The 16,398-nt window shown below is 67.0% G+C and carries 10 protein-coding genes; 6 read left to right on the forward strand and 4 right to left on the reverse strand.

The annotated features are described in order from the left end of the window. Positions 1–2: 2 nt before the first annotated feature. From ACY34H_RS00280 to ACY34H_RS00295, 4 genes are all read left to right on the forward strand, one after another. Entirely contained in the window at positions 3–1,244 is a 1,242-nt protein-coding gene (locus tag ACY34H_RS00280) for a TolC family protein (RefSeq protein WP_464975487.1), read from the forward strand. A 10-nt stretch (positions 1,245–1,254) separates the two neighbouring features. Beyond that, a complete protein-coding gene (locus tag ACY34H_RS00285) occupies positions 1,255–2,496 on the forward strand; it encodes an efflux RND transporter periplasmic adaptor subunit (protein ID WP_464975488.1) in 1,242 nt (413 codons plus the stop codon). A 9-nt stretch (positions 2,497–2,505) separates the two neighbouring features. Beyond that, positions 2,506–5,634, forward strand: coding sequence for an efflux RND transporter permease subunit (locus ACY34H_RS00290; protein WP_464975489.1), 3,129 nt, complete (start codon positions 2,506–2,508; stop codon positions 5,632–5,634). 84 nt (positions 5,635–5,718) lie between these two features. Then, positions 5,719–8,052, forward strand: coding sequence for an FdhF/YdeP family oxidoreductase (locus ACY34H_RS00295; RefSeq protein WP_464975490.1), 2,334 nt, complete (start codon positions 5,719–5,721; stop codon positions 8,050–8,052). Here ACY34H_RS00295 and ACY34H_RS00300 read toward each other — a convergent pair. Beyond that, positions 8,049–8,327 (reverse strand): acylphosphatase, encoded by a 279-nt coding sequence (locus ACY34H_RS00300; RefSeq protein WP_464975491.1) that lies wholly within the window; start codon positions 8,325–8,327, stop codon positions 8,049–8,051. The two genes, ACY34H_RS00295 and ACY34H_RS00300, sit on opposite strands and share 4 nt — an antisense overlap. Before the next feature lie 403 nt (positions 8,328–8,730). Here ACY34H_RS00300 and ACY34H_RS00305 point away from each other — a divergent pair, with 403 nt between their 5' ends. Next, entirely contained in the window at positions 8,731–10,146 is a 1,416-nt protein-coding gene (locus tag ACY34H_RS00305) for a family 43 glycosylhydrolase (protein ID WP_464975492.1), read from the forward strand. Positions 10,147–10,164: 18 nt separating this feature from the next. Then, positions 10,165–10,803 (forward strand): PEP-CTERM sorting domain-containing protein, encoded by a 639-nt coding sequence (locus ACY34H_RS00310; protein WP_464975493.1) that lies wholly within the window; start codon positions 10,165–10,167, stop codon positions 10,801–10,803. Positions 10,804–10,969: 166 nt separating this feature from the next. Here the strand turns inward: ACY34H_RS00310 and ACY34H_RS00315 are convergent, their stop codons facing one another. The 3 genes from ACY34H_RS00315 to ACY34H_RS00325 all read right to left on the reverse strand — a co-directional run bounded on the left by ACY34H_RS00315 (position 10,970) and on the right by ACY34H_RS00325 (position 16,303). Then, positions 10,970–13,204 (reverse strand): NADP-dependent isocitrate dehydrogenase, encoded by a 2,235-nt coding sequence (locus tag ACY34H_RS00315; RefSeq protein WP_464975494.1) that lies wholly within the window; start codon positions 13,202–13,204, stop codon positions 10,970–10,972. 328 nt (positions 13,205–13,532) lie between these two features. Continuing rightward, positions 13,533–14,141, reverse strand: coding sequence for a redoxin domain-containing protein (locus ACY34H_RS00320; protein ID WP_464975495.1), 609 nt, complete (start codon positions 14,139–14,141; stop codon positions 13,533–13,535). A gap of 41 nt (positions 14,142–14,182) precedes the next feature. Then, positions 14,183–16,303, reverse strand: a complete 2,121-nt coding sequence (locus ACY34H_RS00325; RefSeq protein WP_464975496.1) for a protein-disulfide reductase DsbD family protein — start codon at positions 16,301–16,303, stop codon at positions 14,183–14,185. Positions 16,304–16,398: the final 95 nt, after the last annotated feature.

Here is a 16,398-nt window from a genome sequence, read left to right on the forward strand (position 1 = left end):
CCATGTTCATCCAGTCCGGACGACGATTCGTCCCGGCCGTGATGCTGGCCCTCGCCTGCGGCATTGCCGCGGCGCAGGAGCCGGCCACGGCCATTCCGCTCGACCTGCCGGCCGCCATCGCGCTGGCCGCCGAGCGTCATCCTTCCCTGCGGGCCGCGGCGCACGAGGCCAGCGCCAGCGCGGCGGCCGTCGAGCAGGCCGGCCGCCTGCCCAATCCCGAGCTGGCCTGGCTGCGCGAAGGCCACCGCGCCGGCGCCAGGACCACGACCGTGCAGGTCAACCAGCCGCTCGAACTGGGCGGCAAGAGAAAGGCCCGCATCGCCGTTGCGCAAGGCGCGCTCGCGCTTGCCACCAGCGACCACGCGCTGCGCGGGCAGGCATTGCGTGCCGACGTCGTCGATGCCTTCTACACCACGCTGATCGCGCAGGAGCGCGTGCAGCTTGCCCAGGCCACGGTGGCACTGGCCGGCACGAGCCTGAAAGCCGTCGATGGCCGGGTCGCCGCCGGCAAGGTCTCACCGGTAGAAGCCAGCAAGGCGCGGGTGGCGCAGGCCGATGCCCGCGCGGAGCTCGACCGCGCAACGGCGGACCTGGCGATTGCCCGCAACGACCTTGGCGGCCTGGTCGGAGAACCGCTCGATGCGCGCACGCTGGCCGGCGGCACGGTCGACGCGCTGCCGCCGGTCGAACCGCTGCCGGTACTGCTGCAGCGTGCGGCCGGTGCGCTGTCCGTACGCCGTGCACGCCAGCAGTTGACGTACCGGCAGGCGCAGGCGGACGCGGAACGCGCGGCGCGCGTACCGGACGTCACACTCACCATCGGCAGGCAGCGCGACGACCAGCTGGCACACCGCCAGGCCGTGTTCGGGCTGGCCATCCCGCTGCCGCTGTTCGACCGCAACGGCGGCAACCTGGCCGCGGCCATCGCCCGGTCGGACGGCGCGCGGGCCGAACTGGAGGCGGCCGAACTGGCGGCGCGCACCGGCCTCGTGGCTGCCCACCTGCGCTATGGCCAGGCACGCGCCGAAGCCATGCTGCTGGCGCACGACGTGGTGCCGGAAGCCCGTTCCGTGCACGAACTGACCCTGAAGGGCTTCGAGTACGGCAAGTTCGCCTACCTCGACGTGCTCGATGCCCAGCGCACGTATTTCCAGGCCCGCGCCCGCCAGTGGCAGGCCATGCTCGACGCGTGGCGCGCCCACGCCGACATCGAACGCCTGGCCGGCCCCGCCCAACCCGATTGAAGAGACGAACATGACGAAAAAACAGAAGCTGGCGATCGCGCTGATGTGCGTGGCCGCCGCCCTGCTGGCCGCCCTGATGCTGTGGCGCCAACCGGCCGCTGGCGACCCGCACGGGCATGACGGCCATGACGACCATGAACGGCAGGAACAGCATGGCAAGCACGAGGAACACGAGGATTCGCATGGCCACGACGACCGCCACGCCGAGAACGCCCCGCCGGCCGCCGCGACCGATGCGATCGCGATGACCGACGCGCAAATCAAGGCCAACGGCATCGCCATCGATGCCGCGCAGGCGGCCGCCCTTCGCGAAACGCTGCACCTGCCGGCGCAGGTGCGGGCCGATGCGGAGCGTACCGTCGCCATCGCGGCACCGGCGCGCGGCATGGTGCAGACGGTGCACGTATCGCCCGGCAGCGTGGTGCGCAAGGGCGACAGCCTGGTGACGCTGCAAAGCCCGGACGTGGCGCAGTGGCGCGCGGAAGCCGCCGCCGCCGCGCAGCGCCTGCAACTGGCCCGCACGGTGGCCGAACGCGAGCGCAGATTGTGGGACGAACGCATCTCGGCGCGGCAGGATCTGGACATTGCGCAGGCCGCGCTGGGCGAGGCGCGGGTGCAGGCCGATGCGGCGCGCCAGCGCCTGGCCGCGTTCGGCATTGCCGCGACGGGCGGTGCCACTGTCACCGTCCGCGCACCCTTGTCCGGCGTGGTGACCGACCGGCCCGCCGTGGCCGGCATGGCATCGGACGGCACGCAGCCGCTGCTGACCATTGCGGACCTGGGCCGGGTATGGATCGAGGCGGCGGTGCCGTCCGGCAGCCTGGCGCAAGTGGAAACCGGCATGCCGGCCACCATCACCGCCACCGCGCTGGCCGAAGCGGTGCAAGGCACGGTGTCGTTCGTCGGCCCGGTGCTGGGCGAAGCCACGCGCATGGCGACCGCCCGCGTCACGCTGCCGAATCCCGGCCTGCGGCTGCGGCCCGGCATGCTGGCCACCGTCGACCTGCTCGGGCCGAAGGGCGATGCCGCCGTGACCGTGGCTGCCGATGCGGTGCAGACCATCCACGAACGCAGCGTGGTGTTCGTGCGCACGCCGGGCGGCTTCGAAGCGCGCACCGTCACCATCGGGCGCTCGGATGGCCGGCGCACGGAAATCGTCAAGGGCCTGGCCGCCGGCACGCGCCATGCGGCGGCCGGCAGCTTCCTGCTGAAGGCCGACCTGGGCAAGGCCGAAGCCGAGCACGATCACTAAGGGGCCGCCATGTATGAAAAACTGATTGCCGCGGTCATCGCGCGGCGCTGGCTCGTCATGTGCACGGTGCTGTGCCTGGCCGCGCTGGGGCTGTACAGCTACCAGAAGCTGCCGATCGACGCGGTGCCGGACATCACCAACGTGCAGGTGCAGATCAACGCGCCGGCGCACGGCTATTCGCCGCTGGAAGTGGAGCAGCGCATCACGTTCCCGATCGAGACCGTGATGAACGGCTTGCCGGGACTGGAGCAGACCCGGTCGCTGTCGAAATACGGCCTGTCGCAGGTGACGGTGGTGTTCCGCGACGGCACCGACATCTATTTCGCCCGCCAGCTCGTCAATGAACGGCTGCAGCAGGCCCGTTCGGGGTTGCCGCCAGGGGTGGAACCGTCGCTGGGGCCGATCGCCACGGGACTCGGCGAGATCTTCTACTGGACGGTGGAAGCCAAGGATGGCGCCCGCAAGCCGGACGGCACACCGTACACGCCGACCGACCTGCGCGAGATCCAGGACTGGGTGGTGGCGCCGCAACTGCGCGGCGTGCCGGGTGTTACCGAAGTCAATACCATCGGCGGCTACGAGAAGGAATTCCAGGTGGCGCCCGACATGGACCGGCTGGCCGCGCACGGCCTGGGCCTTCCGCAGCTGATGACGGCGCTCGAGCGCAACAACGGCAACGCCGGCGCCGGCTACATCGAGCGGGGCGGCGAACAGTTCGTGGTGCGCACGCCGGGCCAGCTGCGCACGCTGGAAGAAATCCGCAACATCGTGCTCGACGTGGTGCAGGGCGCGCCGGTGCGCGTGCGCGACGTCGCCGACGTGGAACTGGGCCGCGAGCTGCGCACCGGCGCCGCCACCGAGAACGGCCGGGAAGTGGTGCTGGGCGCGGTGTTCATGCTGATCGGCGAGAACAGCCGCAGCGTGGCCGATGCCGCACGCCACCGGCTGGAAGACATCAACCGCTCGCTGCCGGCCGGCGTGCAGGCCTTGCCCGTGTACGACCGCTCGGTGCTCGTCAACAAGGCGATCGGCACGGTGCGCAACAACCTGGCCGAAGGCGCGCTGCTGGTGATTGCGATCCTGTTCGTCTTCCTCGGCAACCTGCGCGCGGCACTGATCACGGCCATGGTGATCCCGCTGACGATGCTGCTGGTGTTTACCGGCATGGTGCAGGCGGGCGTCAGCGCCAACCTGATGAGCCTTGGCGCGCTGGACTTCGGCATCATCATCGATGGCGCGGTAGTGATCGTGGAGAACTGCATCCGCCGGCTGGCCCATGCGCAGGGCGCGGCGGGCCGGCCGCTGACACGCCAGGAACGCTTCGCCGAAGTGGCGGCCGCCGCCGCCGAGGCGCGCCGCCCGCTGCTGTTCGGCCAGCTGATCATCATGACCGTGTACCTGCCGATCTTCGCGCTGACCGGCATCGAAGGGCGCATGTTTCACCCGATGGCCGTGACGGTGGTGATGGCGCTGGTGGCGGCGATGGTGCTGTCGGTAACGTTCGTGCCGGCCGCCGTGGCGTTGTTCGTGACAAAGCCGGTGGCCGAACGCGACAGCCGCATCATGCTCAAGGCTGGCAAGCTGTATGCGCCGGCGCTCGACTGGGTGCTGCGCAACCGCCCGGTGGCCTTGACGTTCGCCGTGCTGGCCGTGCTGCTGTCGGGTTTGCTGGCCACGCGCCTGGGAACGGAATTCGCACCGAACCTGGACGAGGGCGACCTTGCCGTGCTGACGATGCGCATTCCCGGCACCAGCCTGCAGCAGTCGGTGCGCATGCAGCAGCGGCTGGAACAGGCGCTGCTGCAGCAGTTCCCGGAGATCGAGCGCATGTTCGCCCGTATCGGCACCTCCGAAGTGGCGACCGATCCGATGCCGCCGAACGCGGCGGACAGCTACATCATGCTGCGCCCCGAGAAAGAATGGCCGCAGCCGCGCAAGTCGCATGCCGAGCTGGTAGCGGCGATCACGGCGGCGGCCAACCGGATTCCCGGCAACAACTACGAGTTTTCGCAGCCGATCCAGCTGCGCTTCAACGAGCTCATTTCCGGCGTGCGCAGCGACGTGGCCGTGAAGGTGTTCGGCGACGATCCGGAAGCGATGCAGGCCGCGGCCCGGCAGGTGGCGCAGCGCCTGCAGAAGGTGCCCGGCGCGGCCGAAGTAAAAGTCGAGCAGACCGAAGGCTTGCCGGCATTGACGCTGCAGGTCGACCGCATTAAGGCCGCGCGCTATGGCCTGAACGTGGCGGATGTGCAGGAAGCCTTCGGCACGCTGGTCGGCGGCCGAGATGTGGGCCTGGTGTTCGAGGGCGACCGCCGCTTCGCCATCACGGTGCGCCTGCCGGAAGGACTGCGCAACGACGTCGACACGCTGCGGCAATTGCCGATCGCGCTGCCGGCCAGGGATGGGCATTCGACCAGCATCCCGCTGTCGGAAATCGCCACGCTGGCGTTCGTGCCGGAAGCGAACCAGATCAGCCGCGAGAACGGCAAGCGCCGCGTGGTCGTCACGGCCAATGTGCGCGGCCGCGACCTTGGCTCGTTCGTGGCGGACCTGAAGGGTGAGCTGAAGAGCGTGAAACTGCCGGCCGGCACCTGGCTGACCCTGGGCGGGCAGTTCGAGAACCTGGAAAAGGCGTCGCAGCGGCTGGCCATCGTGGTGCCGCTGGCGCTGGCGATCGTCTTCGCGCTGCTGTACCTGATGTTCAACAGCCTGCGCGACGGCCTGCTCGTCTTTACCGGCATCCCGTTCGCGATGACGGGCGGCGTGCTGGCGCTGTGGCTGCGCGGCATGCCGCTGTCGATCTCGGCGGCGGTCGGCTTTATCGCGCTGTCCGGCGTGGCGGTGCTGAACGGCCTTGTCATGCTGTCGTTCGTGCGCACGCTGCGGGAACAGGGCCATACGCCGGAGCAGGCGATCCGCGAGGGCGCGCAGGGCCGGCTGCGGGCGGTGCTGATGACGGCACTCGTCGCCTCGCTGGGCTTCCTGCCGATGGCGCTGGCCACCAGCACGGGGGCCGAGGTGCAGCGGCCCCTGGCCACGGTGGTGATCGGGGGCATCCTGTCGTCGACGGCGCTGACCTTGCTGATCCTGCCGGCGCTGTACACGTTGCGCCGGCAGGAGAAGATGAGCGGTAGATGATTACCTTCCGGTATTGAATTTCCCCTTCTCGCCGATCCCCCTAAAATTATCCGCCACTGACATGTCAAGCTTTCAGGAGGCGTTATGGGCAGGAAGGATGTTCCGGGGATCGGCGAATACGGCGGACCGGCCGGCGGCTGGGGTGCGCTGCAGGCGGTAGCGAAGGCACTGAGGGGCGAAATGACCGCCCACAGCACGGCGATCATGCTGCAGGTGAACCAGCCGACAGGGTTCGATTGCCCCGGCTGCGCGTGGCCCGATCCGCGCCACGGCTCGTCGTTCGAGTTCTGCGAGAACGGCGCCAAGGCCGTGTCGTGGGAAGCCACCAACAAGCGCGTCACGCCCGAGTTCTTTGCGCAGCACAGCGTGAGCGAACTGTGGCAGCGCGACGATTTCAACCTGGAATTCGAAGGGCGGCTGACACACCCGATGGTGTACGACCCCGCCACCGATCATTACGTGCCGATCTCGTGGGACGATGCCTTCGCCCGCATCGGCGCGGTGCTGCGCAATTTGCCCGACCCGGACATGGCCGAGTTCTATGCCTCGGGCCGCGCATCGAACGAAGCCGCGTTCCTGTACCAGCTGTTCGCGCGCGAGTACGGCACCAACAACTTCCCCGACTGTTCGAACATGTGCCACGAGGCCACCAGCGTGGGCTTGCCCGAATCGATCGGCGTGGGCAAGGGCACCGTGTCGCTGGAGGATTTCGACCATTGCGACGCGATCTTCTCGTTCGGCCACAACCCCGGGACGAACCACCCGCGCATGCTGGCCACGCTGCGTGCCGCGGCACTGCGGCACGCGCCGATCGTGGTGTTCAATCCGCTGAAGGAACGCAGCCTGGAACGCTTCAAGTCGCCGCAAAGCCCGGTCGAGATGACGGTCGGCAAAGCCGTGCCGATCGCCTCGCACTACTACCAGGTACGCATCGGCGGCGACTGCGCGGTCCTGAAGGGCATGATGAAAGCGCTGCTGGCGATGGACGCCGCGCAAATGGCCGCCGGGGGCGAAAGCCTGCTGGACCGGGAATTCATCCGCGACCATACCAGTGGCTTCGAGACGCTGGTGGCGGACCTCGACGACACGTCGTGGGACGAGATCGAGCAGGTCTCCGGCCTGCCGCGTGCCGATATCGAAACCGCGGCCGGCGTGTATGCGAAAGCGAAACGGGTCATCATCTGCTACGGCATGGGCATCACGCAGCACCGGCACGGCACGTCGAACGTGCAGCAGCTGGCCAACCTGCTGCTGCTGGGTGGGCATATCGGCCGGGAAGGCGCCGGCATCTGCCCGCTGCGCGGCCATTCGAACGTGCAGGGCGACCGCACGGTGGGCATCACCGAGATCCCCAGCCAGGGCTTCCTGGACTCGCTGGAGCGGGTGTTCGGCATCACGGCGCCGCGCAAGCACGGCCACGGCGCGGTGGCGGCGCTGGAGGCGATGCGCGATGGCCGGTCGAAGGCCCTGATCTGCCTCGGCGGCAACCTGCCGGTGGCGATGCCCGATCCGGAAGCCTGCTTCGATGCGGTGCGCGGCCTCGACCTGACGGTAAACATCGCCACGAAGCTGAACCGTTCGCACCTGCTGGTCGGCAAGAACACATTCATCCTGCCGTGCCTGGGCCGCACCGAGCGCGACGTGCAGGCCACCGGCCCGCAGGCGGTCACGGTCGAGGATTCGATGTCGATGGTGCACTCGTCGCACGGCTCGCTGCCGCCGGCCTCGGAACACCTGCGCTCCGAACCGGCCATCGTGGCCGGCATCGCCAAGGCCACGCTGCCACGGTCGAAGGTCGACTGGGACGGGCTGATCGCCGACTACAGCCGCATCCGCGACAAGATCGAAGCGGTGTTCCCCGATTTCGACAACTACAACGAGCGCGTGGCCCAGCCGCGCGGCTTCCGCCTCGAAAGCCCGGCCATGCGGCGCGAATGGCGCACGGCCACCGGCAAGGCCAACTTCCTGGTGTTCGACAGCAAGCGCCAGCGCCCGCTGGCCCGGCCGGGTGAAGGCGATCCGCTGGTGCTGGCCACGATCCGCAGCCACGACCAGTACAACACCACGATCTATGGCAAGAACGACCGCTACCGGGGCGTGACGGGCCGGCGCGACGTGGTCTTCGTGCACGAGGACGACCTGGCCGCGCGCGGCCTGGAACACGGCGACATGGTCGATATCGAGGCGGTGGCGGAGTGCGACCACCCGGGCGAGCCGCGCATCCTGCGCAACCTGGTGGCGGTGGCATTCGACATCGCGCGCGGCTCGGCGGCGGCGTATTACCCGGAAGCGAACGGCCTGGTCGCCCTGTCGAACTTCGACGAGCGCAGCGGCACGCCATCGTACAAATCGATCCCGATCGTGATCCGGCGCGCCGCGTCGGGCGCGCAGGACAGGGCGGTCACGGACCGGGACTAGCGGGTGGCGGCAATCTGGAAACCCGTGCCGGCGATTTCCCCATCGTCGGCATCGCTGCGCGTGATACCGGTCACGCGCGCGCCGGGAGGGCCATGCCGCGACCATGCCGCCAGCGCTTCCACCTGGTCTTGCGGGCCGCGCAGGCAGGCCTCCACCGTGCCGTCGCGCCGGTTGCATACCCAGCCGTCGAGCCCCAGCGCCGTTGCCTCGGTGGCCAGCGCGTGGCGAAAGCCGACGCCCTGGACGGTTCCTTCGATGATGAGCCGGATTGCCATGTCGTGGTTACCTCGCGTTGTCAGGAGTTCGCCGGATCAGTGTAGCGCTGCCCGGTGCCGATATCCAAACGAATATCGGCACTTGTAAATTAGTCATTGGTGCACCCCTGGCGATGTGAGTACGATGTTTTCAATAATGCACCGCCACCAAGGCGGCAGACACAATAAAACATCGGAGATTCCCATGCACCGCATCGCCCATTGCGTAGCCGCCGCGCTGCGCCACGTCTTTTCCCATGACCCGGTGACGATGCCGGGCTGAATACCTCCGCCCGACGCCGGACGCCCGAACAGGCCCGCAAATCCCGCCGCTTCGCCCCGCGGCGGCGAAGGCTTTCGTGCGCCCGCCCCACCCGCTTTCGACCCGATTCACAACGACTGTAATAACGACACGGAGATGACAATGCTGAAAAAAATGGTGGCGGGCGTACTGCTCGCATGCGGTGCCGCATCGGCCGGAGCCATCGAGCTGGCCGGCCTGCAGAACGCGCACGACCCGGGCACGATCACGAAGGACGGCGACACGTACTTCAACTTCACGACGGGTACCGGCATCTGGTATTCGACCTCGACCGACCTGCAGAACTGGCAGGGCGGACCGGCCCCGGTGTTCGCCACGAATCCGGCCTGGGTGGAGCAGAAGATCCCCAACTTCAAGGCCACCGGTTCGTCGTACTGGGCGCCGGACGTGATCCAGATGAACGGCGCGTACTACATCTATTACTCGGTATCCCAGTGGGGCACCACCAATTCGGCGATCGGCGTGGCGCGCAGCCCGTCGCTGAAGAATCCCGTGTGGACGGACCTCGGCATCGTGGTGCAATCGTTCGGCCGCGGCAATGCCGAGATCAACGCGATCGACCCGGCGCTGTTCCGCGACCATGACGGCCGCGTCTTCATGAGCTTCGGTTCCTTCTTCGGCGGCATCGGCGTGGCCGAGATCGACCAGGCCAGCGGCAAGCTGGCCAACTACGTGACCAAGATCGCCGGCGGCACCAATGCCCGGCGCGACATCGAGGCGCCGTACATCACGCGCAACGGCGACTACTACTACCTGTTCACGAACCGCGGTTCCTGCTGCCGCGGCAGCGACAGCACGTACTACGTGGAAGTGCAGCGCGCCACCAGCGTGGACGGCCCTTACTCGGAGCCGCGCACGATCCTGCAGAACGTCGATGGCCGGCACAAGGGACCGGGCCATATCGGCGTGCTGAAGCAGGGCGGCTGCAACTTCGTCTCCACGCATTACTACGACACGGCCGACAACGGCTTTGCCAAGCTGCAGATCATGAAGATGGAGTACGCGACGCGCGGCACCGATATCGACTGGCCGGTCCTGACGCGCGATTTCGACAGCTTCACCGATGGCTGCGACGGCGTCAGCGACGGCCGCTACGCCTTCCTTAACGGCGCGAGCGGCAAGGCGATGACGGTGGCGGACAGGGCATCGCTGCGCGCCACCCAGCCGGGCGCGATGGTGCAGCAGAAGACCTTCGAAGGCCAGAAAAACCAGCACTGGTACGTGGTCGGCCACGGCAATGGCGACTACAGCGTGATCAACGAGAACAGCCTGCTGGCCATGGACGACTGGGAAGTGTCGATGTCGCCCGGCGCCAAGGTGGCGCAATGGTCCTACTGGGGCGGAGATGGCCAGAAGTGGCGTTTCGCCGATGCGGCCAACGGCAACCACACGATCCAGAACAAGATCAATGGCCTGATGGCCGAGGTGAGCGGCGGCAGCACGGCAAACAACGCGCCGGTGCTGCAATACCCGCTGCACGGCGGCGCCAGCCAGCAATGGTCGCTGGTACGCAAATAACCGAGGAGGATTGCATTCATGAATACCAGACTGGTTCACCTGGCAGCTGCCGCGCTGCTGGCCGCCGCCACGACCACGGCTTCCGCGGACGTCGTGTTCGTCGCCGAGCGCGACGCGTTCAATGCGCTCGGCACGATTGCCTACAACAGCAATTTCGACGACTTCGGTGCCGGCTTCAACTTTCCCGGCAATCCATTCACGCGTGGCGACGTGACCTACACATCCGACGAGAACCTCACCGTAGGCGCCGGGACCGACTTCGGCATCGGCTCGCTGCGCACGCTGATCTCGAACGATTACTTCACGGGCCTGACAGGCACCATCGCGGCCGGCTACACGCTGTTCGGCTTCGATGCCGCGGTCTCCGGGGGGCCGGTCGACATCACGATCGCCACCAACCAGGCTACGTACACCTTCAATGACGTCGAGCTGGCGGACGGCGTGAGCGGGCTGACGTTCCAGGGCTTCCAGGCAACGGGCGCAGGCGAGTACATCACCGGCTTCCGGATCGACACGCTGGGCGACGGCTACCTGCCGGGCATGACCGACGTGGCCGTCGGCGTCAGCCCGGTACCGGAACCGGCCACCGGCATGCTGCTGCTGGGCGGGCTGGGCGTGCTGGGACTGGCGCGGTGGCGCTCGAAAAAATACAGCTGAAAAATCAGGGACGGACCGGAACGCAGGAACGCCTGTTTTTAAGGAAATTTCCTCAGAAACAGGGTCCGTCCCTATTTTTGGGGTTCGTCCCTATTTTTTCGGAGGACTCATAAAAAACGGCCGGCTGCTCGCGCAACCGGCCGTTTTCACTTCCAGATGAAGGCTATCAGGCGTTCAGCGTTTCCAGTGCCGCGTTGAACGTGGCGCTCGGGCGCATCACGGCTTTCACCTTGGCGCTGTCCGGCTGGTAGTAGCCGCCGATGTCGGCCGGCTTGCCCTGCACTTCCAGCAGTTCGGTGACGATCTTCTGCTCGTTCTCGGCCAGCGACTTGGCCAGCGGTGCGAACTTGGCGGCCAGTTCCGCGTCTTCCGTTTGCGCAGCCAGTTCCTGTGCCCAGTACAGCGACAGGTAGAACTGCGAGCCGCGGTTGTCCAGCTCACCGGTCTTCGGCGACGGCGACTTGCGGTTGTCCAGCAGCTTGCCGGTGGCCGCGTCCAGCGTCTTGGCCAGCAGTTTCGCCTGGGGGCTGCCGGTCTTGATACCCAGGTCTTCCAGGCTCACCGCCAGTGCCAGGAACTCGCCCAGCGAATCCCAGCGCAGGTGGTTTTCCTCGGTCAGCTGCTGCACGTGCTTCGGTGCCGAACCGCCGGCGCCCGTTTCGTACATGCCGCCGCCGGCCATCAGCGGCACGATCGACAGCATCTTCGCCGACGTGCCCAGTTCCATGATCGGGAACAGGTCGGTCAGGTAGTCGCGCAGGATGTTGCCGGTGACGGAGATCGTGTCCAGGCCGCGGATCACGCGTTCCAGCGTGTAGCGCATCGCGCGCACCTGCGACATGATTTCGATGTGCAGGCCGCTGGTGTCGTGATCCTTCAGGTACGTGGTGACCTTCTTGATCAGTTCATTTTCGTGCGGACGGTACGGATCCAGCCAGAACACGGCCGGCATGCCGGAATTGCGCGCGCGGGTGACGGCCAGCTTGACCCAGTCGCGGATCGGCGCATCCTTCACCTGGCACATGCGCCAGATGTCGCCCTGCTCGACGTTCTGGGTCAGCAGCACTTCGCCGGTGGCCAGGTCGGTGATGTTCGCCACGCCGGCTTCCGGCACTTCGAACGTCTTGTCGTGCGAACCGTATTCCTCGGCCTGCTGGGCCATCAGGCCCACGTTGGGCACCGTGCCCATCGTGCGCGGATCGAAGGCGCCATGCCATTTGCAGAAGTTGATGATCTCCTGGTAGATGCGGGCGAAGGTCGATTCCGGGATCACGGCCTTGACTTCCTTCAGGCGGCCGTCGGCGCCGTACATCTTGCCGCCGGCGCGGATCATTGCCGGCATCGATGCATCGACGATCACGTCGTTCGGCGAGTGGAAGTTGGTGATGCCCTTGGCCGAGTCGACCATGGCCAGCGCCGGGCGGTTTTCCTGGCAGGCGTGCAGGTCGCGCTCGACTTCTTCGCGCTGCGAGGCCGGCAGCGTGGCGATCTTGTTGTACAGGTCGGCCATGCCGTTGTTGACGTTGATGCCCAGGCTGTCGAACAGCGCGCCGTGCTTCTCGAACGCTTCCTTGTAGAACATGCGTACGCAATGGCCGAACACGATCGGGTGCGACACCTTCATCATCGTGGCTTTCACGTGCAGCGAGAACATCACGCCGGTGTTCTTGGCATCCTCGATCTGCTTTTCGTAGAAGTCCAGCAGGGCCTTGCGGCTCATGAACATCGAATCGATGATCTCGCCTTCCTGCAGCGCGACCTTCGGCTTCAGCACGATGGTCTGGCCGGACTTGGTGATCAGTTCCATCTTGACGTCGCGGGCGCGGTCCAGCGTCATCGACTTTTCGCCGTGGTAGAAGTCGCCGTGCGTCATGTGCGACACGTGGGTGCGCGATGCCTGCGACCACTCGGCCATCGAGTGCGGGTTCTTGCGCGCGTATTCCTTCACGGCGCGCGGCGCGCGGCGGTCGGAGTTACCTTCGCGCAGCACCGGGTTCACGGCGGAGCCGATGCACTTGCCGTAGCGGGCCTTCAGCGCCTTTTCTTCGTCGGTCTTCGGATCGGACGGGTAGTCGGGCAGCTTGTAGCCCTTGCCCTGCAGTTCCTTGATGGCCGCCTGCAGCTGCGCCACGGAGGCGCTGATGTTCGGCAGCTTGATGATGTTGGCGTCCGGCTCCAGGGTTTTCTTGCCCAGCTCGGAAAGCACGTCGGGCACGCGCTGCTCTTCGGTCAGGTATTCCGGGAAGTTCGCGAGAATACGCGCGGCCACGGAAATATCGGCCTCGTCGACGCGGATGCCGGCGGGCTTGGTGAAAGTCCTGACGACCGGCAGGAATGCGTGGGTCGCCAGCAGCGGCGCCTCGTCGGTCAACGTGTAGATAATGGTCGGATCATTGCTCATGCGCATATTCCTCGGAATTCGTGGGGTTCCTGATACTGAAAATCGCCTGCCTGGTCGCGCGTCAACGCAACATCCTTCATCACCGAGACGCACCGGCGGCGCTACGGACAGCGCCAAATCATAACCCAGTCGCCCCGGGGCAGGGGTCCGGATGATCGCTGTTTCGCTATGCCGGAAGACGGGGCAGGCAGGCTTGCCTTCAATCAAGTCTTATATAAGATATAGGACAGGTCGGTATTATGCACGAGCTTGGGGTGGGATGCCAGTTTTTGCCCTTGACGCAATGGCTGAGCCCGTGTGCCGGGAAACGGACTCAGCGGGAAAAAACTCAGCTGGCGTACTTCACCGAGCAGCCATACGGCTGCGTGACCGGCTTGCTGACGGCCTTGCCGGCTTTGACCTCGTCGATGGCCTGGATCACATAGTTGGTGGAGCTGGCGATGTCGGCGGCGTTGGAGCTGGGCTTGCTGTCGATGGCGCCGGCGTAGACGATCTTGCCGGCCGGGTCGATCAGGTACATGTGCGGAGTGGTCCTGGCGCCGTAGGCATGGCCGATCTTGCCGTCGTCGAGCACCAGCGCGGTCGGCGTGGCTTTCTTTTCCTTCGTCCAGCTGTTCAGCGAGCTGGCCACCTTCGGATCCTTCGTCGCGTCGCCGCTCGTGCTGACCGACAGCCACACCACATCCTTCGATGCCGCGTGCTTCTGCGTGGCCGGCATGTTGCCGCTGTCATAGTGCTTCTTCACGAACGGGCAATCGGGATTGACCCATTCCAGCACCACGTACTTGCCCTTGTAGCTGTCCAGCGAGACCGGCTTGCCGGCCGTATCGACGCCGGCAAAGGCGGGCGCCGCCTGGCCGACGGTGGCCTGCGCCGCGGCAAGGCCGCTGGCCACCAGGCCGGCGACCAGGAGTGCTGCTGTCGTCATCTTCTTCATCGGAGTTTTCCTCGTTCAGGTCGATCACATCAAAACGCAGGTCAGATCTTGCCCAGGGCCGTCCGCACCTGCTCCACGGTCAGCACCTCGGACAGCACTTGCGGCGGCTGGCTGTCGTTCGGTCCAAACAACACATACACGGGCACGCCGCTGCGCCCCAGTTGCGCCAGTTGCTGCGTAATGGCGGGGTCGCGGCGTGTCCAGTCGGCGCGCAGCAGCACCACGTCCTTCGCGCCGAAATCCTTCAGCAATTGCGCATCGCTCAGCACGGTGCGCTTGTTGAACTGGCAGGTGATGCACCAGGCGGCCGTGAAATCGATGAACACGGGCTTGCCGGCGGCGCGTGCCTGGCCGACTGCCTCCACTGACCACGGCGCCCACTGCTCCGAAGCGGCTGCCTGCGCCTGCGCCGGTTCCGCCTTCAGCAGCGGCCATGCGAGGTGCACCGCCCCGGCCAGCACCACCAGACCCGCCGCCGCGAAGGCAGCGCGCGCGCGGCGCGACTGCGCCGGCGTGGCGAACGCCCAGCAGGCGAACGCCAGCGCGACGAGCACGCCGGCCACGCCGGCCATCGCGTCGATGCTGGTCTGCTGGCCCAGCACCCACAGCAGCCACACGACGGTGGCAAACATCGGGAAGGCCATCAGCACCTTGAAGCGCACCATCCATGCGCCAGGGCGGGGCAGCAGCCGGCCCAGCGCCGGCACCAGCGCCACGGCCAGGTAGGGCGCGGCCATGCCGAGCCCGAGCACGGCGAAGATGGCCAGTGCCTGCGGCGCCGGTTCCGTCAATGCCACGCCCAGCGCGGCGCCCATGAACGGCGCGGTGCACGGCGATGCGACGGCCACGGCCAGCGCACCGCTGAGGGCATCGTCGACCAGCGGATTCCTTGCCCGGTAACCGGCCAGCGCGCCGGGCAGCACGCCGCCGAACTCGAACACGCCGGCCAGGTTCAGGCCGATCAGCGTAAACAGCGCCGCCAGCCCCGCAACGAACAGCGGCGACTGCAACTGGAAGCCCCAGCCCAGCTCGGCCCCGCCGGCACGCAGCGCCAGCAGCAGCCCCGCCAGCGCAACGAACGACAGCACCACGCCGGCCGTGTAGGCGACGCCGCCGGCCACCGCTTTTGCCCGCTCTTCCCGGTGCTGCACCAGGCTGAAGATCTTCAGCGACAGTACGGGAAATACGCACGGCATCAGGTTCAGCAGGGCACCGCCGAGGAAGGCGAACAGCAGCGACAGCATGAACGACGTGTCCGCGGCCGCAGGGACAACGGGCGCGATTGGCGCGGCAGGAACGGACGCCGCGGCCGGCGCCAGAGTGGCACTGCCGAGCGCCGGCCATGGCCCTTCGACGGGAATCGACAAGGTCCAGCCGGCCGGCTGCCCCGGCGCCACCAGGACGGCGTTCAATACCGCCGGGCTTTCGCTGCGTTGCGGCGACAGCGGCACTTTCAGGCGCAAGGTGCCATCCGCCCACTGCTGCTCGACCTTGGCGGCGTAATCGATGACGCCGATGTCTTCGGCAAAATACTGCAACTCGCCCGGCGGCGCCGCCGGCAGGCCGCGCACGTCGATCGCCAGCGCGTTGCCCTCCACGCGCGCGGTGGCGCTGGTACCTTCCAGCGCGGCCGGCGTGGCGGCACGCGTGGCATCGAACAGGGCGCCGTGGCTTGCAACCGTTGCGTTGGCGGGAACGCTCAGTTCGAAATCGCCCGATTCGGGCAGGCAGATCTCCTTGCAGACCAGCCATTCGGCATGCAGGCCGATCTTCAGTTCACCGCCGGAGAAGCCGGCCGGCACCTGCACCGGTACCGGCAGCAACACCTTGTTTTCGTAACCGTAGTTGGTCAGCGGGCCGAGCGGCAGTTTCTTCGGCGTGGGCCAGGCGATGTCACCCGCCTTGAATCCGGCAGGCAGCTTCCAGGCCAGCGTGGTGGCGAGGCCGGAATCGCCGGGGTTCTTCCAGTAGGTGTGCCAGTGCGGCTGGTGGTCGATGGCCAGGCCCAGCCACAGCGTCTTGCCGGGCTGCACGCCGTCCGGCGCATGCACGAGCAGTTCGCTGCGCACGTGATCGGTCACGACGACGGGGCCGGCGGCCTGCGCCAGGGGCAGGAAGGCAAGCAGCAGGCTGGCTGCGGCGAATTTGTACAGTGACGTCACTTCCCATCGTCCTCGCTGATGTCGATGGGTCAATCATAAGGCTTAATGGGGGCAAAAACTTAAAGGGGACTGATGTCCCCGTGGCAAGGAGCCTG

The organism is Pseudoduganella sp. jia 9, from assembly GCF_055502615.1.